At 70.6% G+C, this 14,515-nt stretch carries 14 protein-coding genes; 8 read left to right on the top strand and 6 right to left on the bottom strand.

Annotated elements, in window-relative coordinates:
- Nucleotides 1-119: 119 nt before the first annotated feature.
- The 5 genes from D452_RS0126245 to D452_RS0126225 all read left to right on the top strand — a co-directional run bounded on the left by D452_RS0126245 (nucleotide 120) and on the right by D452_RS0126225 (nucleotide 5,228).
- Nucleotides 120-851, top strand: coding sequence for a GntR family transcriptional regulator (locus D452_RS0126245; protein ID WP_017547111.1), 732 nt, complete (start codon nucleotides 120-122; stop codon nucleotides 849-851).
- Nucleotides 852-1,055: 204 nt separating this feature from the next.
- Nucleotides 1,056-2,021: a tripartite tricarboxylate transporter substrate binding protein gene (locus D452_RS0126240; protein WP_083927631.1), complete on the top strand. Its 966-nt coding sequence runs from the start codon at nucleotides 1,056-1,058 to the stop codon at nucleotides 2,019-2,021.
- Nucleotides 2,018-2,584 (top strand): tripartite tricarboxylate transporter TctB family protein, encoded by a 567-nt coding sequence (locus D452_RS29330; protein WP_017547109.1) that lies wholly within the window; start codon nucleotides 2,018-2,020, stop codon nucleotides 2,582-2,584. Before D452_RS0126240 ends, D452_RS29330 begins: the two co-directional genes overlap by 4 nt.
- Nucleotides 2,581-4,221 carry a tripartite tricarboxylate transporter permease gene (locus tag D452_RS0126230; RefSeq protein ID WP_083927630.1) on the top strand — a complete coding sequence of 547 codons (1,641 nt, stop codon included), beginning with the start codon at nucleotides 2,581-2,583 and terminating at the stop codon, nucleotides 4,219-4,221. Before D452_RS29330 ends, D452_RS0126230 begins: the two co-directional genes overlap by 4 nt.
- Nucleotides 4,218-5,228 carry a 4-hydroxythreonine-4-phosphate dehydrogenase PdxA gene (locus D452_RS0126225; protein ID WP_017547107.1) on the top strand — a complete coding sequence of 337 codons (1,011 nt, stop codon included), beginning with the start codon at nucleotides 4,218-4,220 and terminating at the stop codon, nucleotides 5,226-5,228. The genes D452_RS0126230 and D452_RS0126225 overlap by 4 nt, the downstream gene beginning before the upstream one ends.
- Nucleotides 5,229-5,326: 98 nt before the next feature.
- Here the strand turns inward: D452_RS0126225 and D452_RS0126220 are convergent, their stop codons facing one another.
- On the bottom strand, nucleotides 5,327-6,349 hold the full coding sequence (locus tag D452_RS0126220; RefSeq protein ID WP_017547106.1) for a zinc-binding dehydrogenase: 1,023 nt from the start codon (nucleotides 6,347-6,349) through the stop codon (nucleotides 5,327-5,329).
- Between the two features lie 165 nt (nucleotides 6,350-6,514).
- Here D452_RS0126220 and D452_RS0126215 point away from each other — a divergent pair, with 165 nt between their 5' ends.
- The 3 genes from D452_RS0126215 to D452_RS0126205 are packed head-to-tail and all read left to right on the top strand — an operon-like array spanning nucleotide 6,515 to nucleotide 9,775.
- Nucleotides 6,515-6,967 (top strand): helix-turn-helix transcriptional regulator, encoded by a 453-nt coding sequence (locus D452_RS0126215; protein WP_193374286.1) that lies wholly within the window; start codon nucleotides 6,515-6,517, stop codon nucleotides 6,965-6,967.
- Between the two features lie 10 nt (nucleotides 6,968-6,977).
- Nucleotides 6,978-7,388 (top strand): VOC family protein, encoded by a 411-nt coding sequence (locus D452_RS0126210; protein ID WP_017547104.1) that lies wholly within the window; start codon nucleotides 6,978-6,980, stop codon nucleotides 7,386-7,388.
- Nucleotides 7,385-9,775, top strand: coding sequence for an ATP-binding cassette domain-containing protein (locus D452_RS0126205; RefSeq protein ID WP_017547103.1), 2,391 nt, complete (start codon nucleotides 7,385-7,387; stop codon nucleotides 9,773-9,775). Before D452_RS0126210 ends, D452_RS0126205 begins: the two co-directional genes overlap by 4 nt.
- A gap of 171 nt (nucleotides 9,776-9,946) precedes the next feature.
- Here the strand turns inward: D452_RS0126205 and D452_RS0126200 are convergent, their stop codons facing one another.
- From D452_RS0126200 to D452_RS0126180, 5 genes are read right to left on the bottom strand one after another with little or no spacing between them, the layout of a single operon-like run.
- A complete protein-coding gene (locus D452_RS0126200; RefSeq protein ID WP_026129698.1) occupies nucleotides 9,947-10,525 on the bottom strand; it encodes a TetR/AcrR family transcriptional regulator in 579 nt (192 codons plus the stop codon).
- A gap of 16 nt (nucleotides 10,526-10,541) precedes the next feature.
- Nucleotides 10,542-11,387: an ABC transporter ATP-binding protein gene (locus tag D452_RS0126195; protein WP_017547101.1), complete on the bottom strand. Its 846-nt coding sequence runs from the start codon at nucleotides 11,385-11,387 to the stop codon at nucleotides 10,542-10,544.
- The gene (locus D452_RS0126190) at nucleotides 11,384-12,418 is read right to left on the bottom strand and encodes a FecCD family ABC transporter permease (protein WP_017547100.1); all 1,035 of its coding nucleotides are present in this window, start codon (nucleotides 12,416-12,418) and stop codon (nucleotides 11,384-11,386) included. The genes D452_RS0126195 and D452_RS0126190 overlap by 4 nt, the downstream gene beginning before the upstream one ends.
- Nucleotides 12,415-13,458 (bottom strand): FecCD family ABC transporter permease, encoded by a 1,044-nt coding sequence (locus D452_RS0126185; RefSeq protein WP_017547099.1) that lies wholly within the window; start codon nucleotides 13,456-13,458, stop codon nucleotides 12,415-12,417. The genes D452_RS0126190 and D452_RS0126185 overlap by 4 nt, the downstream gene beginning before the upstream one ends.
- On the bottom strand, nucleotides 13,455-14,480 hold the full coding sequence (locus tag D452_RS0126180; RefSeq protein WP_017547098.1) for an iron-siderophore ABC transporter substrate-binding protein: 1,026 nt from the start codon (nucleotides 14,478-14,480) through the stop codon (nucleotides 13,455-13,457). The genes D452_RS0126185 and D452_RS0126180 overlap by 4 nt, the downstream gene beginning before the upstream one ends.
- Nucleotides 14,481-14,515 lie beyond the last annotated feature (35 nt).

The raw sequence follows: 14,515 nt of genomic DNA, 5'->3' as shown, positions 1-14,515 counted from the left end.
CGGTCCGGGCACGGACGGAGCCCCAGCGGGCTTGGAATCATAGACCCTATAGGATCTTTCCGATGCCGAACAGAGTTGACCGACGAGTCACACCACCGTCGGGCTAGGATCGGGTGGAGATGAACAAAAGAGAGACCACCTCCACCGGGGGTTCAACCACGAAGGGCACCGTGGTCGCCCGCCGGGCCCTTCGGGACGGCGTGTACGACGCGATCCTGGAGAAGCTGCTCGACGGCTCCGCACCCCCGGGGAGCTCCCTGGGCATCGACTCGCTCGCCCGCGAACTGGCCGTGTCCCCCACGCCGGTACGCGAGGCCCTGGTCCAGCTGGAACACACCGGCCTGGTGTCGCGTGTGGCGCTCAAGGGGTACCGGGTCGCTCCGCCCATGACGCCCGAACAGCTGGAGGAGCTCTTCGACATGCGCACGATCCTCGAGGTCGCCGCGGTCGAGCGCGCGGCGGGGCGCTCCGACGACCTGCTGCCGGAGCTGCGCGTGGCCCACGCCCAGCACGTCCTCGCCGCTCACAAGGTGCGGGAGGTTCGCGGAGCCGGCGAGACACCTCCCGACTTCGCCGACCTGCGCGAGTACTTCGCCGCCGACTGGGAGTTCCACCTGACGATCATCAGGGCGGCGGGAAACCGTTTCCTGACGCAGTCGGCCGAGTCCTTGAGCGCGCACGTCCACCGGCTCCGACAGACCGTCCAGCACGGGACGATGGACATGGACCAGGCGATCGCGGAGCACACCGCGATCCTCGCCGCCTTCGAGTCCGGCGATCCCGAGGCTCTCCGCGCCACCATGCGCTCCCATCTGGAGGCGGTGGCCCGCCGGGCCTCGGCGGAGGGCTGACCCCTCACAGGTCAGCGCGGCGGTGGGCCCTCTCCGGCACGGGAGAGGGCCCACCGCCGTCTCTTGTTCGTTCGATTTTGTTTCGCCCTCTTGTCAATCCTGTGTCAGACACCTAGCTTGGTCCGATATCCAATAGGATCTTTGATGTCGCTCAGGTTGCGCGTCAGAGAACTCCTCCACCCCCTGGACGCAAGAGGGCCTGACATGAAGCCATCACCGCGCATGGCACTGGCAGCGCCAAGCGCCTGCATCCTGCTCGCGGGATGCACGGTGTTGAACGCGAGCCCCGCTCCCCCCGACGACTGGACCCCCCGCGGTTCGGTCTCCGCACTCGTCGCCTTCGCCCCCGGCGGCGGCAGTGACCGCTCCGCCCGCGTCGTGGCCGAAGCGCTCAACGACCTCGACGCCGGGTTCAACGTCAACGTGGAGAACAGGGAGGGGGGCTCCGGCGCGGTCGGCTGGGCCACCTTCATGTCCGAGCAGGGTAACGGCAACGCCCTGCTCGTGGCCGAGAGCGCCCTCAACACCCTGCCCCTCGTCTACGACGTGCCCTTCACCTACCGCGACTTCACCCCCCTGGTCATGTTCGCCCAGGACTCGCGGATGGTCGTCGCCTCCCACGACGCCCCCTACGAGACCTGCACCGAACTGATCGAGGCCAGCCAGGACCAGAGAGTCAAGACCGGATCGAGCGGCCGGACCGGCGCCGACTCCCTGGTCACGGCGGAGTTCGAGAGGAACGGCGGGCAGTTCTCCGTCGTGCCCTACGGCTCCACCGGCGAAGTCCTCACCGGACTGCTCGGCGGCCAGATCGAGGTGGCCCCGGCCAGCGCCGCCTCCGCCAAGCCCTACGTGGAGAGCGGCGACTTCAAGGCCCTGTGCACGCTCAGCGAGGAGCGGTACGACGACCCCGTGCTGGGCGACGTGCCCACCGCCGTCGAACAGGGTCTGGACGCCGAGGTCACCATCTGGCGCGGTGTCCTGGCCCCCGACGGGATCGCCCCGGTACAGCGGGACTACTGGATCGACTCGATCCTGGAAGCCATGGACTCCGACACCTACCACGACTACATCAAGGACGACCTCCTCATCCCGGCGGTCCTCTCGGGCGAGGAGTTCGAGGAGTACCTGGCGGAACACGACGAGGAGATGGCGGAGGCGTTCCGGTGACCGGTGACTCCACTCCCCACCCCACCGGCGCGGACACCGGCGGCGCGCCCCGGGCCCGGCCCTCGGTCCTCGCCGCGCACGCCGCGCTTTCGGTCCTCGGCGCGCTCTTCTTCCTGGGCTCGTTCGCCTACCCCTGGACCACGGCCGAGGACGGGACCGTCGGACCCGGGGCACTGCCCCGCGTGGCCGGACTGGCCCTGGCCGTCATCGGCGTCGTGCTCCTGTACCGGGAGACGCGCACCGGGACGGTCCTCCAGGGCGACGGCCACGTGGAGGACGACTCCGAGCGCTCCGCCGAGGAGCACCGGGCGATCCGCCGCAAGCTGGTCGTCGTCTCGGCGGCCCTGGTCTGCACCGGCGCGCTCATTCCCTTCCTGGGCATGCTGCCCGCGCTGGCCGTCCTGACCCTGTTCCTGACCATCGGCGTCGAACGCCTGCGCTGGCCTGTCGCGCTCACCGCCTCCGTGGGCGTCCTGGTCGTGTGCTACCTGCTCTTCGTCGTGCTCCTGAGGGTTCCGCTTCCCCTCGGCGTGTTCGATCCGACCCTGTGGAGCGCCCCGTGATCGACAACCTCGTCGTGGGTTTCAGCGCCGCGCTCACTCCCGAGAACCTGTTCTGGTGCTTCGTGGGCGTCCTGCTCGGCACCGTCATCGGCATCCTGCCCGGACTCGGGTCAGCCACGGGCGTGGCCATCCTGATCCCGGTCACCCTCACCTTCGACCCGCTCACCGCGCTCATCATGCTCGCGGGCATCTACCACGGCTCACAGTTCGGAGCCACGACCACCGCCATCCTGGTGGCCACACCCGGTGAGGCCTCCTCCGTGGTCTCGACCTTCGACGGCTACCGCATGGCGCGCGCCGGACGGGCGGGACCCGCCCTGGCCATCTCCGCGATCGGTTCGTTCACGGCGGCCTTCGTCGCGCTGATCGCCCTGACCACGCTGGCACCGATCTTCGCCAACATCGCCCTCGGCTTCGGCCCGCCCGAGATCCTCGCCGTCATGGCCCTCGGCCTCTGCACGATCGTGGTGTTCTCCGGAGGCAACCTGCTGATGGGCGCCGCCCTCGGCCTGGTCGGCGTCCTGATCTCCAGCGTGGGGGTGGACGTCGGATCGGGGACGCCCCGCTACACCTTCGACCAGGTGGGCCTGTTCGGCGGCCTGCCCTACGTCGAGGTGATGATCGGGCTCTTCGCCATCGGGGAGCTCCTCAACCAGCTCCACCGCGGGATGGCCACCCCCATCCGCGCGCGTTTCCGCGACCTCCTCCTCACGCGCGAGGACCTTCGCCGCTCGGCCCCGGCCACCGCGCGCGGCACTCTGGTCGGCTTCGTCCTCGGCTGTCTGCCCGGGGCGGGGACCACGCTCGCCTCCTTCATGGCCTACGGGGTCGAGAAGCGGTTCTCCCGGAACCGCGCCCAGCTCGGCACGGGCGCGATCGAGGGCGTCGTCGCACCCGACGCCGCCACCAGCTCGGGGTCCAACGCCAACTTCATCCCGACGCTGGTCCTGGGGGTCCCCGGCGGCGCCACCACCGCCGTCCTCCTTGGTGCCTTCCTGGTGTACGGCATCCAGCCGGGGCCGCTGCTCTTCGAGAACCAGCCCACCCTGGTCTGGGGCCTCCTGGCCTCGTTCTTCGTCGGCAACGCCATCCTGCTCCTGCTGAACCTGCCGCTGGCGCCGGTCTTCGCCCAGCTCCTGCGGATCAGGTACTCGATCCTCTACCCGTTGATCATCGTCACGAGCCTGGTCGGCGCCTACTCGATCAAGAACAGCATGCTGAGCGTGTGGATCGTCATCGTGTTCGGTTTCGTGGGCTACGCCATGAAGCGACTCAACCTGCCCGTGGCACCGCTCGTGCTCGGCCTGGTCATCGGCCCGCTCTTCGAGACCGCCCTGGTGCAGACCTCGGCACTGGGCGAGGGTTCGGTCCTGCCGCTGCTCGCCTCCAGCGGCACCGCGCTCGCCATCCTCGGGGTGGCCCTGCTGCTGATCGTCGGCCCCGCCGCCGTGAAGGCGCTCCGGTCCAAGCTCCGGGGGAACGGCGACGCCGACGGCCACGAGGACACCACCCACGCCACGACCACCGACCCCACCGGGACCACCGAGCCGAAGGCCGCCAGCTCCGCCGAGGGCCACACCGCGAACGACGGCACCGACACCGGTCACAAGCCCCAACCGCCAGAAAGGCAGTCATGACCACCTCTTCCCAGCCCCGCCCCCGCGTCGCGATCACCCTGGGAGACCCGGCAGGGGTCGGACCCGAACTGATCGCGAAACTGCTGTCCCGCCCCGAGAACACCGAGGCCGCCGACATCGTTCTCATCTCCGACCCGGACGAGCTGCGGTCCGCGGGCGAGGACGCGGGGGTCCCCATCGAGTACGGCGACGCCGGAAGCGGGCTCCCGGTCCTCCACGACAACAGCGCGGCCCGCCCCGTCGGAAGCGAGGCCGGCTTCGAGCGCCGCAAGGCGACCGAGGCGGGTGGCAGATGGGCGCTGGCCAACCTCGCTGTCGCCCTCGACATGGTCAAGGACGGGCGGGTGGACGCCATCCTGTTCGCTCCGCTCAACAAGTCGTCCCTGCACCTGGCCGGGATGGCGGAGAACGACGAGCTGCGCTGGTTCGAGGAGGTGCTGGGGGTCGACTCCTTCACCTCCGAGCTGAACGTGCTCCCGGGCCTGTGGACCGCGCGCGTGACCTCGCACGTGTCCATCGCGGACGTGCACTCGGGCATCACACGCGACAACGTGGTGGAGGCCGGTCTCCTCCTCGACCAGGTACTGCGCGGCTCCGGGCTGGCCTCCCCCAGGATCGGCGTGTGCGCGCTCAACCCGCACGCCGGGGAGAGCGGCAGGTTCGGCCGCCACGAGATCGACGTCATCAGTCCGGCCGTCGGCGATCTCGCGGACCAGGGTCTGGACGTCAAGGGCCCGTTCCCCTCGGACACCATCTTCCTGCGCGCCAGGAGCGGCGAGTTCGACGGCATCCTGACCATGTACCACGACCAGGGGCAGATCGCCATGAAGCTGATGGGGTTCGACGGAGGCGTCACCATCGCGGGCGGGCTCCCGGTCCCGATCTGCACGCCCGCCCACGGCACCGCCTTCGACGTGGTCGGGCAGGGCGTGGCCAACACCGGGTCCATGCAGAACGCGTTCGACCTGGCGGTGCGGATCGGCGGTCGGCGTTCCGTCGACGCCTGACCCCGGATTCCGCTGTCCGCCCCGGAGGCACACCACCGGGGCGGACACCCGTCGGCGGCCCGCGGGGACTCGACACGCTCCCCGGGGCCGGGGCGCCGTCAGGGCTGGACCAGCACCTTGAGGACCTCCCGCTGGTCCATCAGCCGGTAGCCCTCGGGGACGCCGTCGAGATCGGTGGGGTGGTCGAAGACCAGGCCCGGGTGGACGTTGCCCTCCAGGATGTCGGGGAGCAGTTCCTCGATGTAGGAGCGCACGGGGGCGGGTCCTCCGGTGAGGGTGACGTTGGCGGCGAACATCGCCGACATCCCGATCGGCCCCTGCTCGTACTGGGGCAGGCCCACACGGCTGACGGTTCCTCCGGGGCGGGCCACGCCCAGCGCCGTCTCGTAGGCGTCCAGGTGGCCGACGGCCTCGATCACCACGTGGGTGCCCTGGCCCCGGGTCAGGTCCCGGACCAGTTCCACCCCCTCGGCGCCGCGCTCGGCGACCACCTCGACGGCGCCGAACTCGCGGCCGAGGTCGGTGCGGTCCTTGTGCCGGCCCATGAGGATGATCTTCTCGGCTCCCCTTCCCCGCGCGGCCAGCACGGACATCAGGCCCACCGCGCCGTCGCCGACGACGGTGACCGAGGTGCCGGGACCGACCCCGGCGGTCAGGGCGGCGTGGTGTCCGGTGGGGTAGACGTCGGCCAGGGTCAGCAGCGAGGGCAGCAGGGCGGACTCCTCGCGTACCGGCAGCCGGACGAGCGTGCCCTGTGCCTGGGGCACGCGGACCACCTCCGCCTGCGCCCCGCTGATCAGCCCCCCGTTCACGCACGAGGTGTGCAGGCCCTCCCGGCACAGCCCGCACGTGTGGTCGGCGTAGGAGAACGGCGACACCACGAGGTCGCCGGGACTGACCCAGGTCACCTCTGATCCGGTCTCCTCCACCACCCCGACGAACTCGTGCCCGGCCCGGACACCCTCATGGGAGGCGGGCATACCCCGGTAGGCGTGCAGGTCGCTGCCGCACACGCACGTGCGCACCACGCGCACGAGGGCGTCGGTGGGATCGACGAGCTCCGGGTCGGGAACGTCCTCCACCCGTACGTCACCGGCGCCGTACATCAGGGCCGCTCGCATCGGTTGCCTCCTTCGGGGTCGGACCCGCCCGACCACTGTGACTTTGAGTGATGTTTTGATTACGACTCGCAAGATAGCGTGTTCGGCCGCCTCCCGGGGCGGGTTCGGCGGCTCCGAACGCCGTCGCCGTCGGGTCGCTGGAGTCCGTCGGTCCGTCGTGGCACGATGAGTCGGGTGACCAGTAGATCCACCTCCGAGCAGCACCTGAGTGATCTCGCCCGCCTGCGCCGCGTCCGGGACCGGATCGACCGGGAGTACGCGCGCCCGCTGAACGTCGAGCAGCTGGCCAGGGACGCGCACATGTCCGCGGGACACCTCAGCCGCGAGTTCAGGCGCGCCTACGGCGACTCGCCGTACTCGTACCTCATGACCCGGCGCATCGAGCGCGCCATGGCTCTGCTGAGGCGCGGCGACCTCAGCGTCACCGACGTGTGCTTCGAGGTCGGTTGTTCGTCCCTGGGCACCTTCAGCACCCGCTTCACCGAACTGGTCGGTATGCCGCCCAGCGCCTACCGAAAGCAGGCCGTGGGCGAGGCGGAGGGCATGCCCTCGTGCGTGGTCCGGCAGGTCACCAGACCGATCAGGAATCAAGAAGCGCGGCGCCCCGGCCAGACGTAGTCTGACCAGCATGGACATCAAGATCAACGCCAGTTTCCTGCCGCACACCGACCCGGAGGCCTCCCTGGCCTTCTACCGGGACGTCCTCGGCTTCGAGGTCCGCCTCGACGTCGGGTACGAGGGGATGCGCTGGATCACCGTGGGACCGGCGGGGCAACCCGACACCTCGGTGGTCCTGGAGCCGCCGGTGTCCGATCCCGGCGTCACCGACGAGGAGCGCCGGGTCATCACCGAGATGATGGCCAAGGGGACCTACGCCTTCCTGAACCTGGCCACCCCGGACCTGGACTCCGCCTTCGAACAGATGGTGGCCCGGGGCGCCGAAGTCGTCCAGGAGCCCACCGACCAGCCGTACGGCGTCCGCGACTGCGCCTTCCGCGACCCGGCCGGAAACCTGGTGCGGATCAAGGAGGACCGTTGACCGGGCAGCGCCCGGACGCCCCGCACCCGGCCGACGGACACGAACTGATCCGGGTGCACGGCGCCCGGGAGAACAACCTCCGGGACGTCAGCGTCGAGATCCCCAAACGCCGCCTGACGGTGTTCACCGGGGTCTCCGGTTCGGGCAAGACCTCTCTGGTCTTCAGCACGATCGCCGCCGAGTCACAGCGGATGATCAACGAGACCTACAGCAGCTTCGCGCAGGGCTTCATGCCGTCGATGCCCCGGCCCGACGTGGACGTCCTCGACGGGTTGACCACCGCCATCATCGTGGACCAGGAGCGCCTGGGCGCCGACCCCCGCTCCACGGTGGGCACGGCCACCGACGCCAACGCGATGCTGCGCATCCTGTTCAGCCGCCTGGGGCAGCCGCACATCGGCTCCCCGCACGCGTTCTCCTTCAACGTCGCCTCGGTCAGGGCCAGCGGCGCCATCACGGTGGAGCGCGGCGATCGCAAGACGGTGAAGCAGACCTTCACCCGCACCGGCGGTATGTGCGTCAACTGCGAGGGCCGGGGCAAGGTCACCGACTTCGACCTGCGCGAGCTCTACGACGACTCCAAGTCGCTGTCGGAGGGGGCGTTCACCATCCCCGGCTGGAAGTCGGACGACTGGTGGACGGTACGGACCTACAAGGCGTCGGGGTTCTTCGACCCGGACAAGCCGATCCGCGACTACACCGAGCAGGAGAAGCGGGACTTCCTGTACCACGAGCCGGTCAAGGTGAAGGTCGAGAAGTCGAACCTGACCTTAGAGGGTCTGATCCCCAAGCTCCGCAAGTCGTTCCTGTCCAAGGACAAGGAGGCGATGCAGCCGCACATCCGGGAGTTCGTGGAGCGCGCGGTGACCTTCACCGACTGCCCCGTGTGCGGCGGGACCCGACTCAGTGAGGCGGCCCGGTCGTCGAGGATCGGGGGCGTGAACATCGCCGAGGTCTGCGCGATGCAGATCAGCGACCTCGCGGAGTGGGTGCGTGACCTGGACGAGCCGTCCGCCGCTCCCCTGCTGTCGGCCCTGCGACGGACGCTGGACTCGTTCGTGGAGATCGGGCTGGGCTACCTGTCCCTGGACCGCGCGGCCGGAACGCTGTCGGGCGGCGAGGCCCAGCGCACCAAGATGATCCGTCACCTGGGGTCCTCTCTGACCGACACCACGTACGTCTTCGACGAACCCACGGCCGGTCTGCACCCGCACGACGTCGAGCGGATGAACCGGCTGCTGCTCCGGCTGCGCGACAAGGGCAACACGGTGCTGGTCGTGGAGCACGAGCCGGACACCATCGCGATCGCCGACCACGTCGTGGACCTCGGGCCCGGCGCCGGCTCGGCGGGCGGCACCGTGTGCTTCGAGGGGACCGTGGGAGGACTGCGCACCAGCGACACCACCACCGGCCGCCACCTCGACGACCGGGCCGCCCTCAAGGAGAGGGTGCGCGTCCCCACCGGCCGCTTCGAGATCAGGGGCGCCGCCACGCACAACCTGCGCGACGTGGACGTGGACGTCCCCTTGGGGGTGCTCACCGTCGTCACCGGGGTGGCCGGTTCGGGCAAGAGCTCACTCGTCCAGGGGTCGCTGGTCGAGGGGGCCTCCGCCGTGGAGGCGGGCGTGGTGGCCGTCGACCAGAGCCCCATCCGTGGTTCGCGGCGCAGCAACCCGGCGACCTACACCGGGCTGCTCGAACCGGTGCGCAAGGCGTTCGCCAAGGCCAACGGGGTCAAGCCCGCGCTGTTCAGCGCCAACTCCGAGGGCGCCTGCCCGGTCTGCAAGGGGATCGGGGTGGTCTACACCGATCTCGGGTTCATGGCCAGCATCGCCTCCACCTGCGAGGAGTGCGACGGCAGACGGTTCGACACCTCCGTGCTGGAGTACCGCCTGGGCGGGCTCGACATCAGCGAGGTGCTCTCGATGTCGGTGTCGGAGGCGACGGCGTTCTTCGCCGAGGGCGAGGCGCGGACCCCCGCGGCGCACCGGATCCTGGAGCGGCTGACGGACGTGGGGCTGGGCTACCTGAGTCTGGGCCAGCCGCTCACCACGCTGTCCGGCGGCGAGCGCCAGCGGCTCAAGCTCGCCGTCCACATGGCGGACCGGGGCGGAGTGTACGTCCTGGACGAGCCGACCACCGGCCTGCACCTGGCCGATGTCGGGCACCTACTGGCCCTGCTGGACCGGCTGGTGGAGTCCGGGAAGTCGGTGGTCGTGATCGAGCACCACCAGTCGGTGATGGCGCACGCCGACTGGATCATCGACCTCGGCCCGGGTGCGGGCCAGGACGGTGGGCGGGTGGTCTTCGAGGGCACCCCGGCGGAGATCGTCGCCGACCGCTCCACGCTCACCGGCCAGCACCTTGCGGAATTCGTCGGGGGCTGAGGACGACGGCCCCGGGGCCGTCCCGGCACCGTTATCGGGACGGCCTCACTCGGTGCCGTGTGAGCACTCACTCACAAGCTCGGATCGCAAGAGTGCCCGCTCCCACAGCGGACACGAGCGAGGAGGGGACGGTTCAGGAGGGCGCCGGGGGACGGGCCGTTCTGGCCCACGTCACCCCGCGGGGCGGGGGGGATGGGTCATGCCGTTGGCCAGGGTGCGCGCCCACGGGGCGTCCACCGCGTCCAGGTCGAGGGCGGTGATCAGGTGGCACATCAGGCCCATGGCGAAGAAGTGCTGGACCTGGTCCCGGGTCCCCCCGGAAAGCGAGTGCGCGAGGGTCACCGCCGAGGCGTACCCCTTCCTGACGGCCTCGCGGATCTCGGGGACGTCGGTGGCGCTCTGGGCGTGCACCTGGAGCATGATCAGGTCGCGGTCGGCGATCAGCGCGGCATACGCGTCGCCCATCCCCTCCAGGACCTGGGCGGCCGAACCCCCGAGGGAACCCTCCGCCCCTTCGCGCAGGGCCTGCTCGATGCGCTCGAAGCACAGCTCCAGCGTCGCCGTGAACAGCCCCAGTTTGCTGCCGAACAGGCGGAAGACGTAGGCCTGGGAGATCCCGGCGGCGTCGGCGATGTCGGTCACCGGCGTCGCGCGGTAGCCGCCCTTGGCGAAGGCGGTCACCGCGTGCCCCAGGATCAGGGACCGGCGCGCCTCCGCCGTGGAACGGCCGCCGCCATCTTTCGGACTCATGGGTGTGAGTACACACTCACATCGCGGTTCTGTCAACCCGTGCAGCACCCGTCACTCCCCCGGCCGCCCGGTGGTGCCTGCCGATGGGGAGCATCAGCGGCTTCCCCGAGGTGGGGTCGGTGATGATCTGGCTCTCCATCCCGAACACCGCCCGCACCGTCTCCGGGGTGAGCACTCGCTCCGGCTGGCCCGCCGCGTGGAGCCCGCCCTCGGCGAGCGCGATGAGGTGGTCGGCGTAGCGAGCCGCCAGGTTGAGGTCGTGCAGGACCAGCACGATGGTGGTTCCGCGCGAGGCGTTGAGGTCGGTGAGCAGGTCCAGGACCTCCACCTGGTGGCTGACGTCCAGGAACGTGGTCGGCTCGTCCAACAGGAGCAGGTCCGTGCGCTGGGCCAGCGCCATGGCGATCCACACCCGCTGGCGCTGCCCGCCGGAGAGCTCGTCCACGGGCCGGTCGGCGAGTTCCACGGTCCCCGTGGCCTCCAGCGCCTCGGCCACCGCCTCGTCGTCCTTCCCGCTCCAGCGCGTGAACATGCGCTGGTGGGGGTGGCGGCCCCGGCCCACCAGGTCGCTCACGGTGATGCCCTCCGGGGCGACCGGCGACTGCGGGAGCAGACCCAGCGTCCGCGCGACCTCCTTGGGCGGCGTGCGGTGGACCTCCCGGCCGTCGAGCAGGACACGGCCCGAACGTGGAGCCAGCAACCGCGACATGGAACGCAGCAGGGTGGACTTGCCGCACGCGTTGGCGCCGACGATGGCGGTGATCCGGCCGGGCGGCACGGCCAGGTCCAGGGAGTCGATGACGTCGCGGTCCTTGTACCCGAGCGTCAGTTCCTCGACGAGGAGCGAGTGGTCCGTGGTCACAGGGAGCCTCCCACGCGGTTGCTGCGAATGATGAGGTAGACGAGGTAGGGGGCGCCGAGCACGCCGGTGACGACCCCGACCGGGAACCGGGTCCCGAAGGCGAACTGGCCGCAGAAGTCGGCGACCAGGACCAGGAGTGCGCCGACCAGGGCGGAGGGCACGAGCAGAGAGCCGTCCGAGCCCACCAGCCGGGCGGCGATCGGCCCGGACAGGAAGGCCACGAAGGCGATCGGTCCGGCCGCGGCGGTGGCGAAGGCGATGAGCCCGACCGCTCCGACCACCGCCAGGAGGCGGGTCCGGTCCACCCGGACACCCAGGGCCGAGGCGGTGTCGTCGCCCAACTGGAGCGCGGACAGGTTCCCGGCCTGTCCCAGGAGCACCGGGGCGATGAGCACCAGCGCGATGACGACCGGCACGGTCGCTCCCCATCCGGCGCCGTTGAGGCTGCCGGTGAGCCAGCGCATCGCCTCCTGGTGGTCCCAGGTGGCCGCGCGGTCCAGGATGTAGGAGGTGATGCTGTGGAGCATGGCCGCGACGCCGATGCCGATGAGGATGAGCCGGGTGCCCGAGACCCCGTCCTTGTACGACAGCAGGTAGATGACCATGGCCACGCCGAGTCCGGCGACGATCGCGAAGACGGACACCCCGGCCCCGTCCAGGGAGAGCACCACGATCGCGAAGGTCGCCGCCGCGCTCGCCCCGGCGCTGATACCGATGATGTCCGGGCTGGCCAGGGGGTTGCGCAGCATGGTCTGGAAGGTGACTCCGGCGAGCCCGAAGCACGCCCCGGCGGTGATCGCGAGCACGGCTCGTGGCAGGCGAAGCCGCCCGACCGTGAACGAGGCGCCGGGGACGTCCTGTCCGAGGACCACTCGGGCGACGTCGCCGGGCGGGTAGAAGGTCTGTCCCACCATCAGGGTGACGGCGAAGCCGACCACGAGCAGGGCGGCGAGGATGACGATCACGGTGTGCCGTCGGCGCGCCCGGCGCGCACGACCGCGCGTGACGGTCTCGACGGTGGAGGTGGTCACAGGGAACGAACCTTCTGACGTCGGACGATGTAGATGAAGAAGGGGGCACCGACCAGCGCGGTCACGATCCCCACATCGATCTGTCCCGGGCGGGCCACGACGCGCCCGACCACGTCGGCGGCGGTCAGCAGCGCGGCGCCGGTCAGGGCCGAGAACGGCAGCAGCCAGCGGTGGTCGACCCCCACGAGCAGGCGGCACACGTGGGGGATCACGAGGCCGACGAACCCGATCGGGCCGGTGACGGCGGTGCTGGCGCCGCACAGCACGACGGAGCCGACCGAAGCGGTGACCCGCGAGATCGCGACGCGTTCGCCCAGGCCCGCGGCGAGGTCGTCGCCCAGTGCCAGGAGGTTGAGGCCCCGAGCCGAGAGGAGGCAGACGACGAACCCGACCACCAGGAAGGGCAGCACGTGGGAGATGGCCGCGAACGTGCCGCCGCCCACGCCGCCGATCTGCCAGGAGCGGACCCCGTCGGCGATGTCGTTGCGGGGCAGCACGACGGCGCTGATGAACGAGGACAGCGCGGCGGAGGTGGCCGCACCGGCCAGCGCCAGCTTCAGCGGGCTCGCGCCTCCCCGACCCAAGGAGCCGATGACGTGCACGAACAGGGCCGTGACGGCGGCGCCGACGATTCCGGCCCAGATGAAACCGGTGGCCGTGGCCAGGCCGAAGTAGGCCATGCCGATGACGACGGCCAGCGAGGCGCCCATGTTCACGCCGAGGATGCCGGGGTCGGCCAGCGGGTTGCGGGTCACGCCCTGCATGACCGCGCCGGAGACCCCGAGCGCCGCGCCGACGAGCACGGCGAGCAGGGTTCGCGGGATGCGCTTGGCCACGGCGGCCTCGTTGAAGCCCTCGGCCGATCCGCCGAAGGCCGCCACGATGTCGGCCCACTGGACGTCGCGGGAGCCGACCGAGACCGAGAGGAACATCAGGCCCAGCAGGACGGCGAGGACCACGAGGAGCCAGAGGGGCCGGCCCCGGCGCGGGGACCGCGCGACCGCGGTCCCCACGTCGGTGGGTGACTGTTGGGTGATCACTGCGCCCCGTCAGCGGCCTCGGCCAGGAGCGACAGGTAGTCGTCGAGGATCCACGAGATCGACAGCGGGGTCGGGTTCGCGGCGGTGCCGAGCGGGCTGTCGCCGGGCAGGTTCACCACGGCGGAGTTCTCGACGGCGGGCATCTGGGACAGCAGCGGGTCGCCCTCCAGGGCCTCCACCAGCTCCTCGCCGCCGTAGGTGACGATGACCTCGACGTCGTCGAAGGCGTCGGCCTGCTCGGCGCTGTGCGTGAGGGAGAACTGGTCGGTCTCGGCGGAGGCGGTGGCGACGCTCTCGGGGGTGACCATCCCGATGTCCTCGAAGAACAGCGCGCGGGTGTCGTGGGTGGTGTAGAAGCTGACCTCGCTGAGGTCGGTGGTGTCGACGTGCGTCATGAACATCGCCGCCGCGCCCTCGATCTGCGGGTACTCCGCGACCGCGGCGTCGATCTCGGCCTCCAGGTCAGCGATGAGCTCGGTGCCCTCGTCGGCCCTGCCGATGGCGGCGCTGTTGAGCTCGATGGTGTCGCGCCAGGAGGTGCCCCAGGCGGTCTCCGGGTAGGCGACGACGGGGGCGATCTCGCTGAGGGTGTCGTAGTCCTCCTGGGTCAGCCCGGAGTACGCGGCGAGGATGACGTCGGGCTGGGTGTCGGCGACGGCCTCGAAGTCGATGCCGTCGGTCTCGTCGAAGAGGACGGGGGTCTCGGCGTCCAGTTCCTCGAGCTTCTCCTCGACCCACGGGAGCACGCCGTTGTCGTCGTCGTCACCGAAGGTGGCAGCGGCCATGCCGACCGGGACGACGCCCAGGGCGAGCGGGACCTCGTGGTTGGCCCAGTTGACCGTGGCGACCCGTTCCGGCTCGGAGTCGATGGTGGTCGTTCCGAGGGCGTGCTCGACGGTGACGGGGGTCCAGTCGCCGGAGGCGGCGTCGCTCTCCCCGGAGGGCGAGGAGGAGCACGCGGCGAGGGTGAGGGGGATGAGTGCGGCGGTGGCGATCGCGGCCAGCCGTGGGGCGCGGGTCATGGTGTCCTTCCGGTGGTGACCAACCCCGGAAACCG

Origin of the sequence: Nocardiopsis prasina DSM 43845 (genome assembly GCF_000341265.1) — a bacterium.
GTDB classification, from domain to species: Bacteria; Actinomycetota; Actinomycetes; order Streptosporangiales; family Streptosporangiaceae; genus Nocardiopsis; species Nocardiopsis prasina.
Note: the sequence above shows the minus strand (reverse complement) of the source record. Positions and strands in the feature narration are given on the sequence as shown.

What these genes read in the sequence shown, in the direction of transcription:
- D452_RS0126245 (WP_017547111.1), top strand. Translation starts at nt 120, where the DNA reads ATGAACAAAAGAGAGACCACCTCCACCGGGGGTTCAACCACGAAGGGC.
- D452_RS0126240 (WP_083927631.1), top strand. Translation starts at nt 1,056, where the DNA reads ATGAAGCCATCACCGCGCATGGCACTGGCAGCGCCAAGCGCCTGCATC.
- D452_RS0126225 (WP_017547107.1), top strand. Translation starts at nt 4,218, where the DNA reads ATGACCACCTCTTCCCAGCCCCGCCCCCGCGTCGCGATCACCCTGGGA.
- D452_RS0126220 (WP_017547106.1), bottom strand. Translation starts at nt 6,349, where the DNA reads ATGCGAGCGGCCCTGATGTACGGCGCCGGTGACGTACGGGTGGAGGAC.
- D452_RS0126215 (WP_193374286.1), top strand. Translation starts at nt 6,515, where the DNA reads ATGAGTCGGGTGACCAGTAGATCCACCTCCGAGCAGCACCTGAGTGAT.
- D452_RS0126210 (WP_017547104.1), top strand. Translation starts at nt 6,978, where the DNA reads ATGGACATCAAGATCAACGCCAGTTTCCTGCCGCACACCGACCCGGAG.
- D452_RS0126200 (WP_026129698.1), bottom strand. Translation starts at nt 10,525, where the DNA reads ATGAGTCCGAAAGATGGCGGCGGCCGTTCCACGGCGGAGGCGCGCCGG.
- D452_RS0126180 (WP_017547098.1), bottom strand. Translation starts at nt 14,480, where the DNA reads ATGACCCGCGCCCCACGGCTGGCCGCGATCGCCACCGCCGCACTCATC.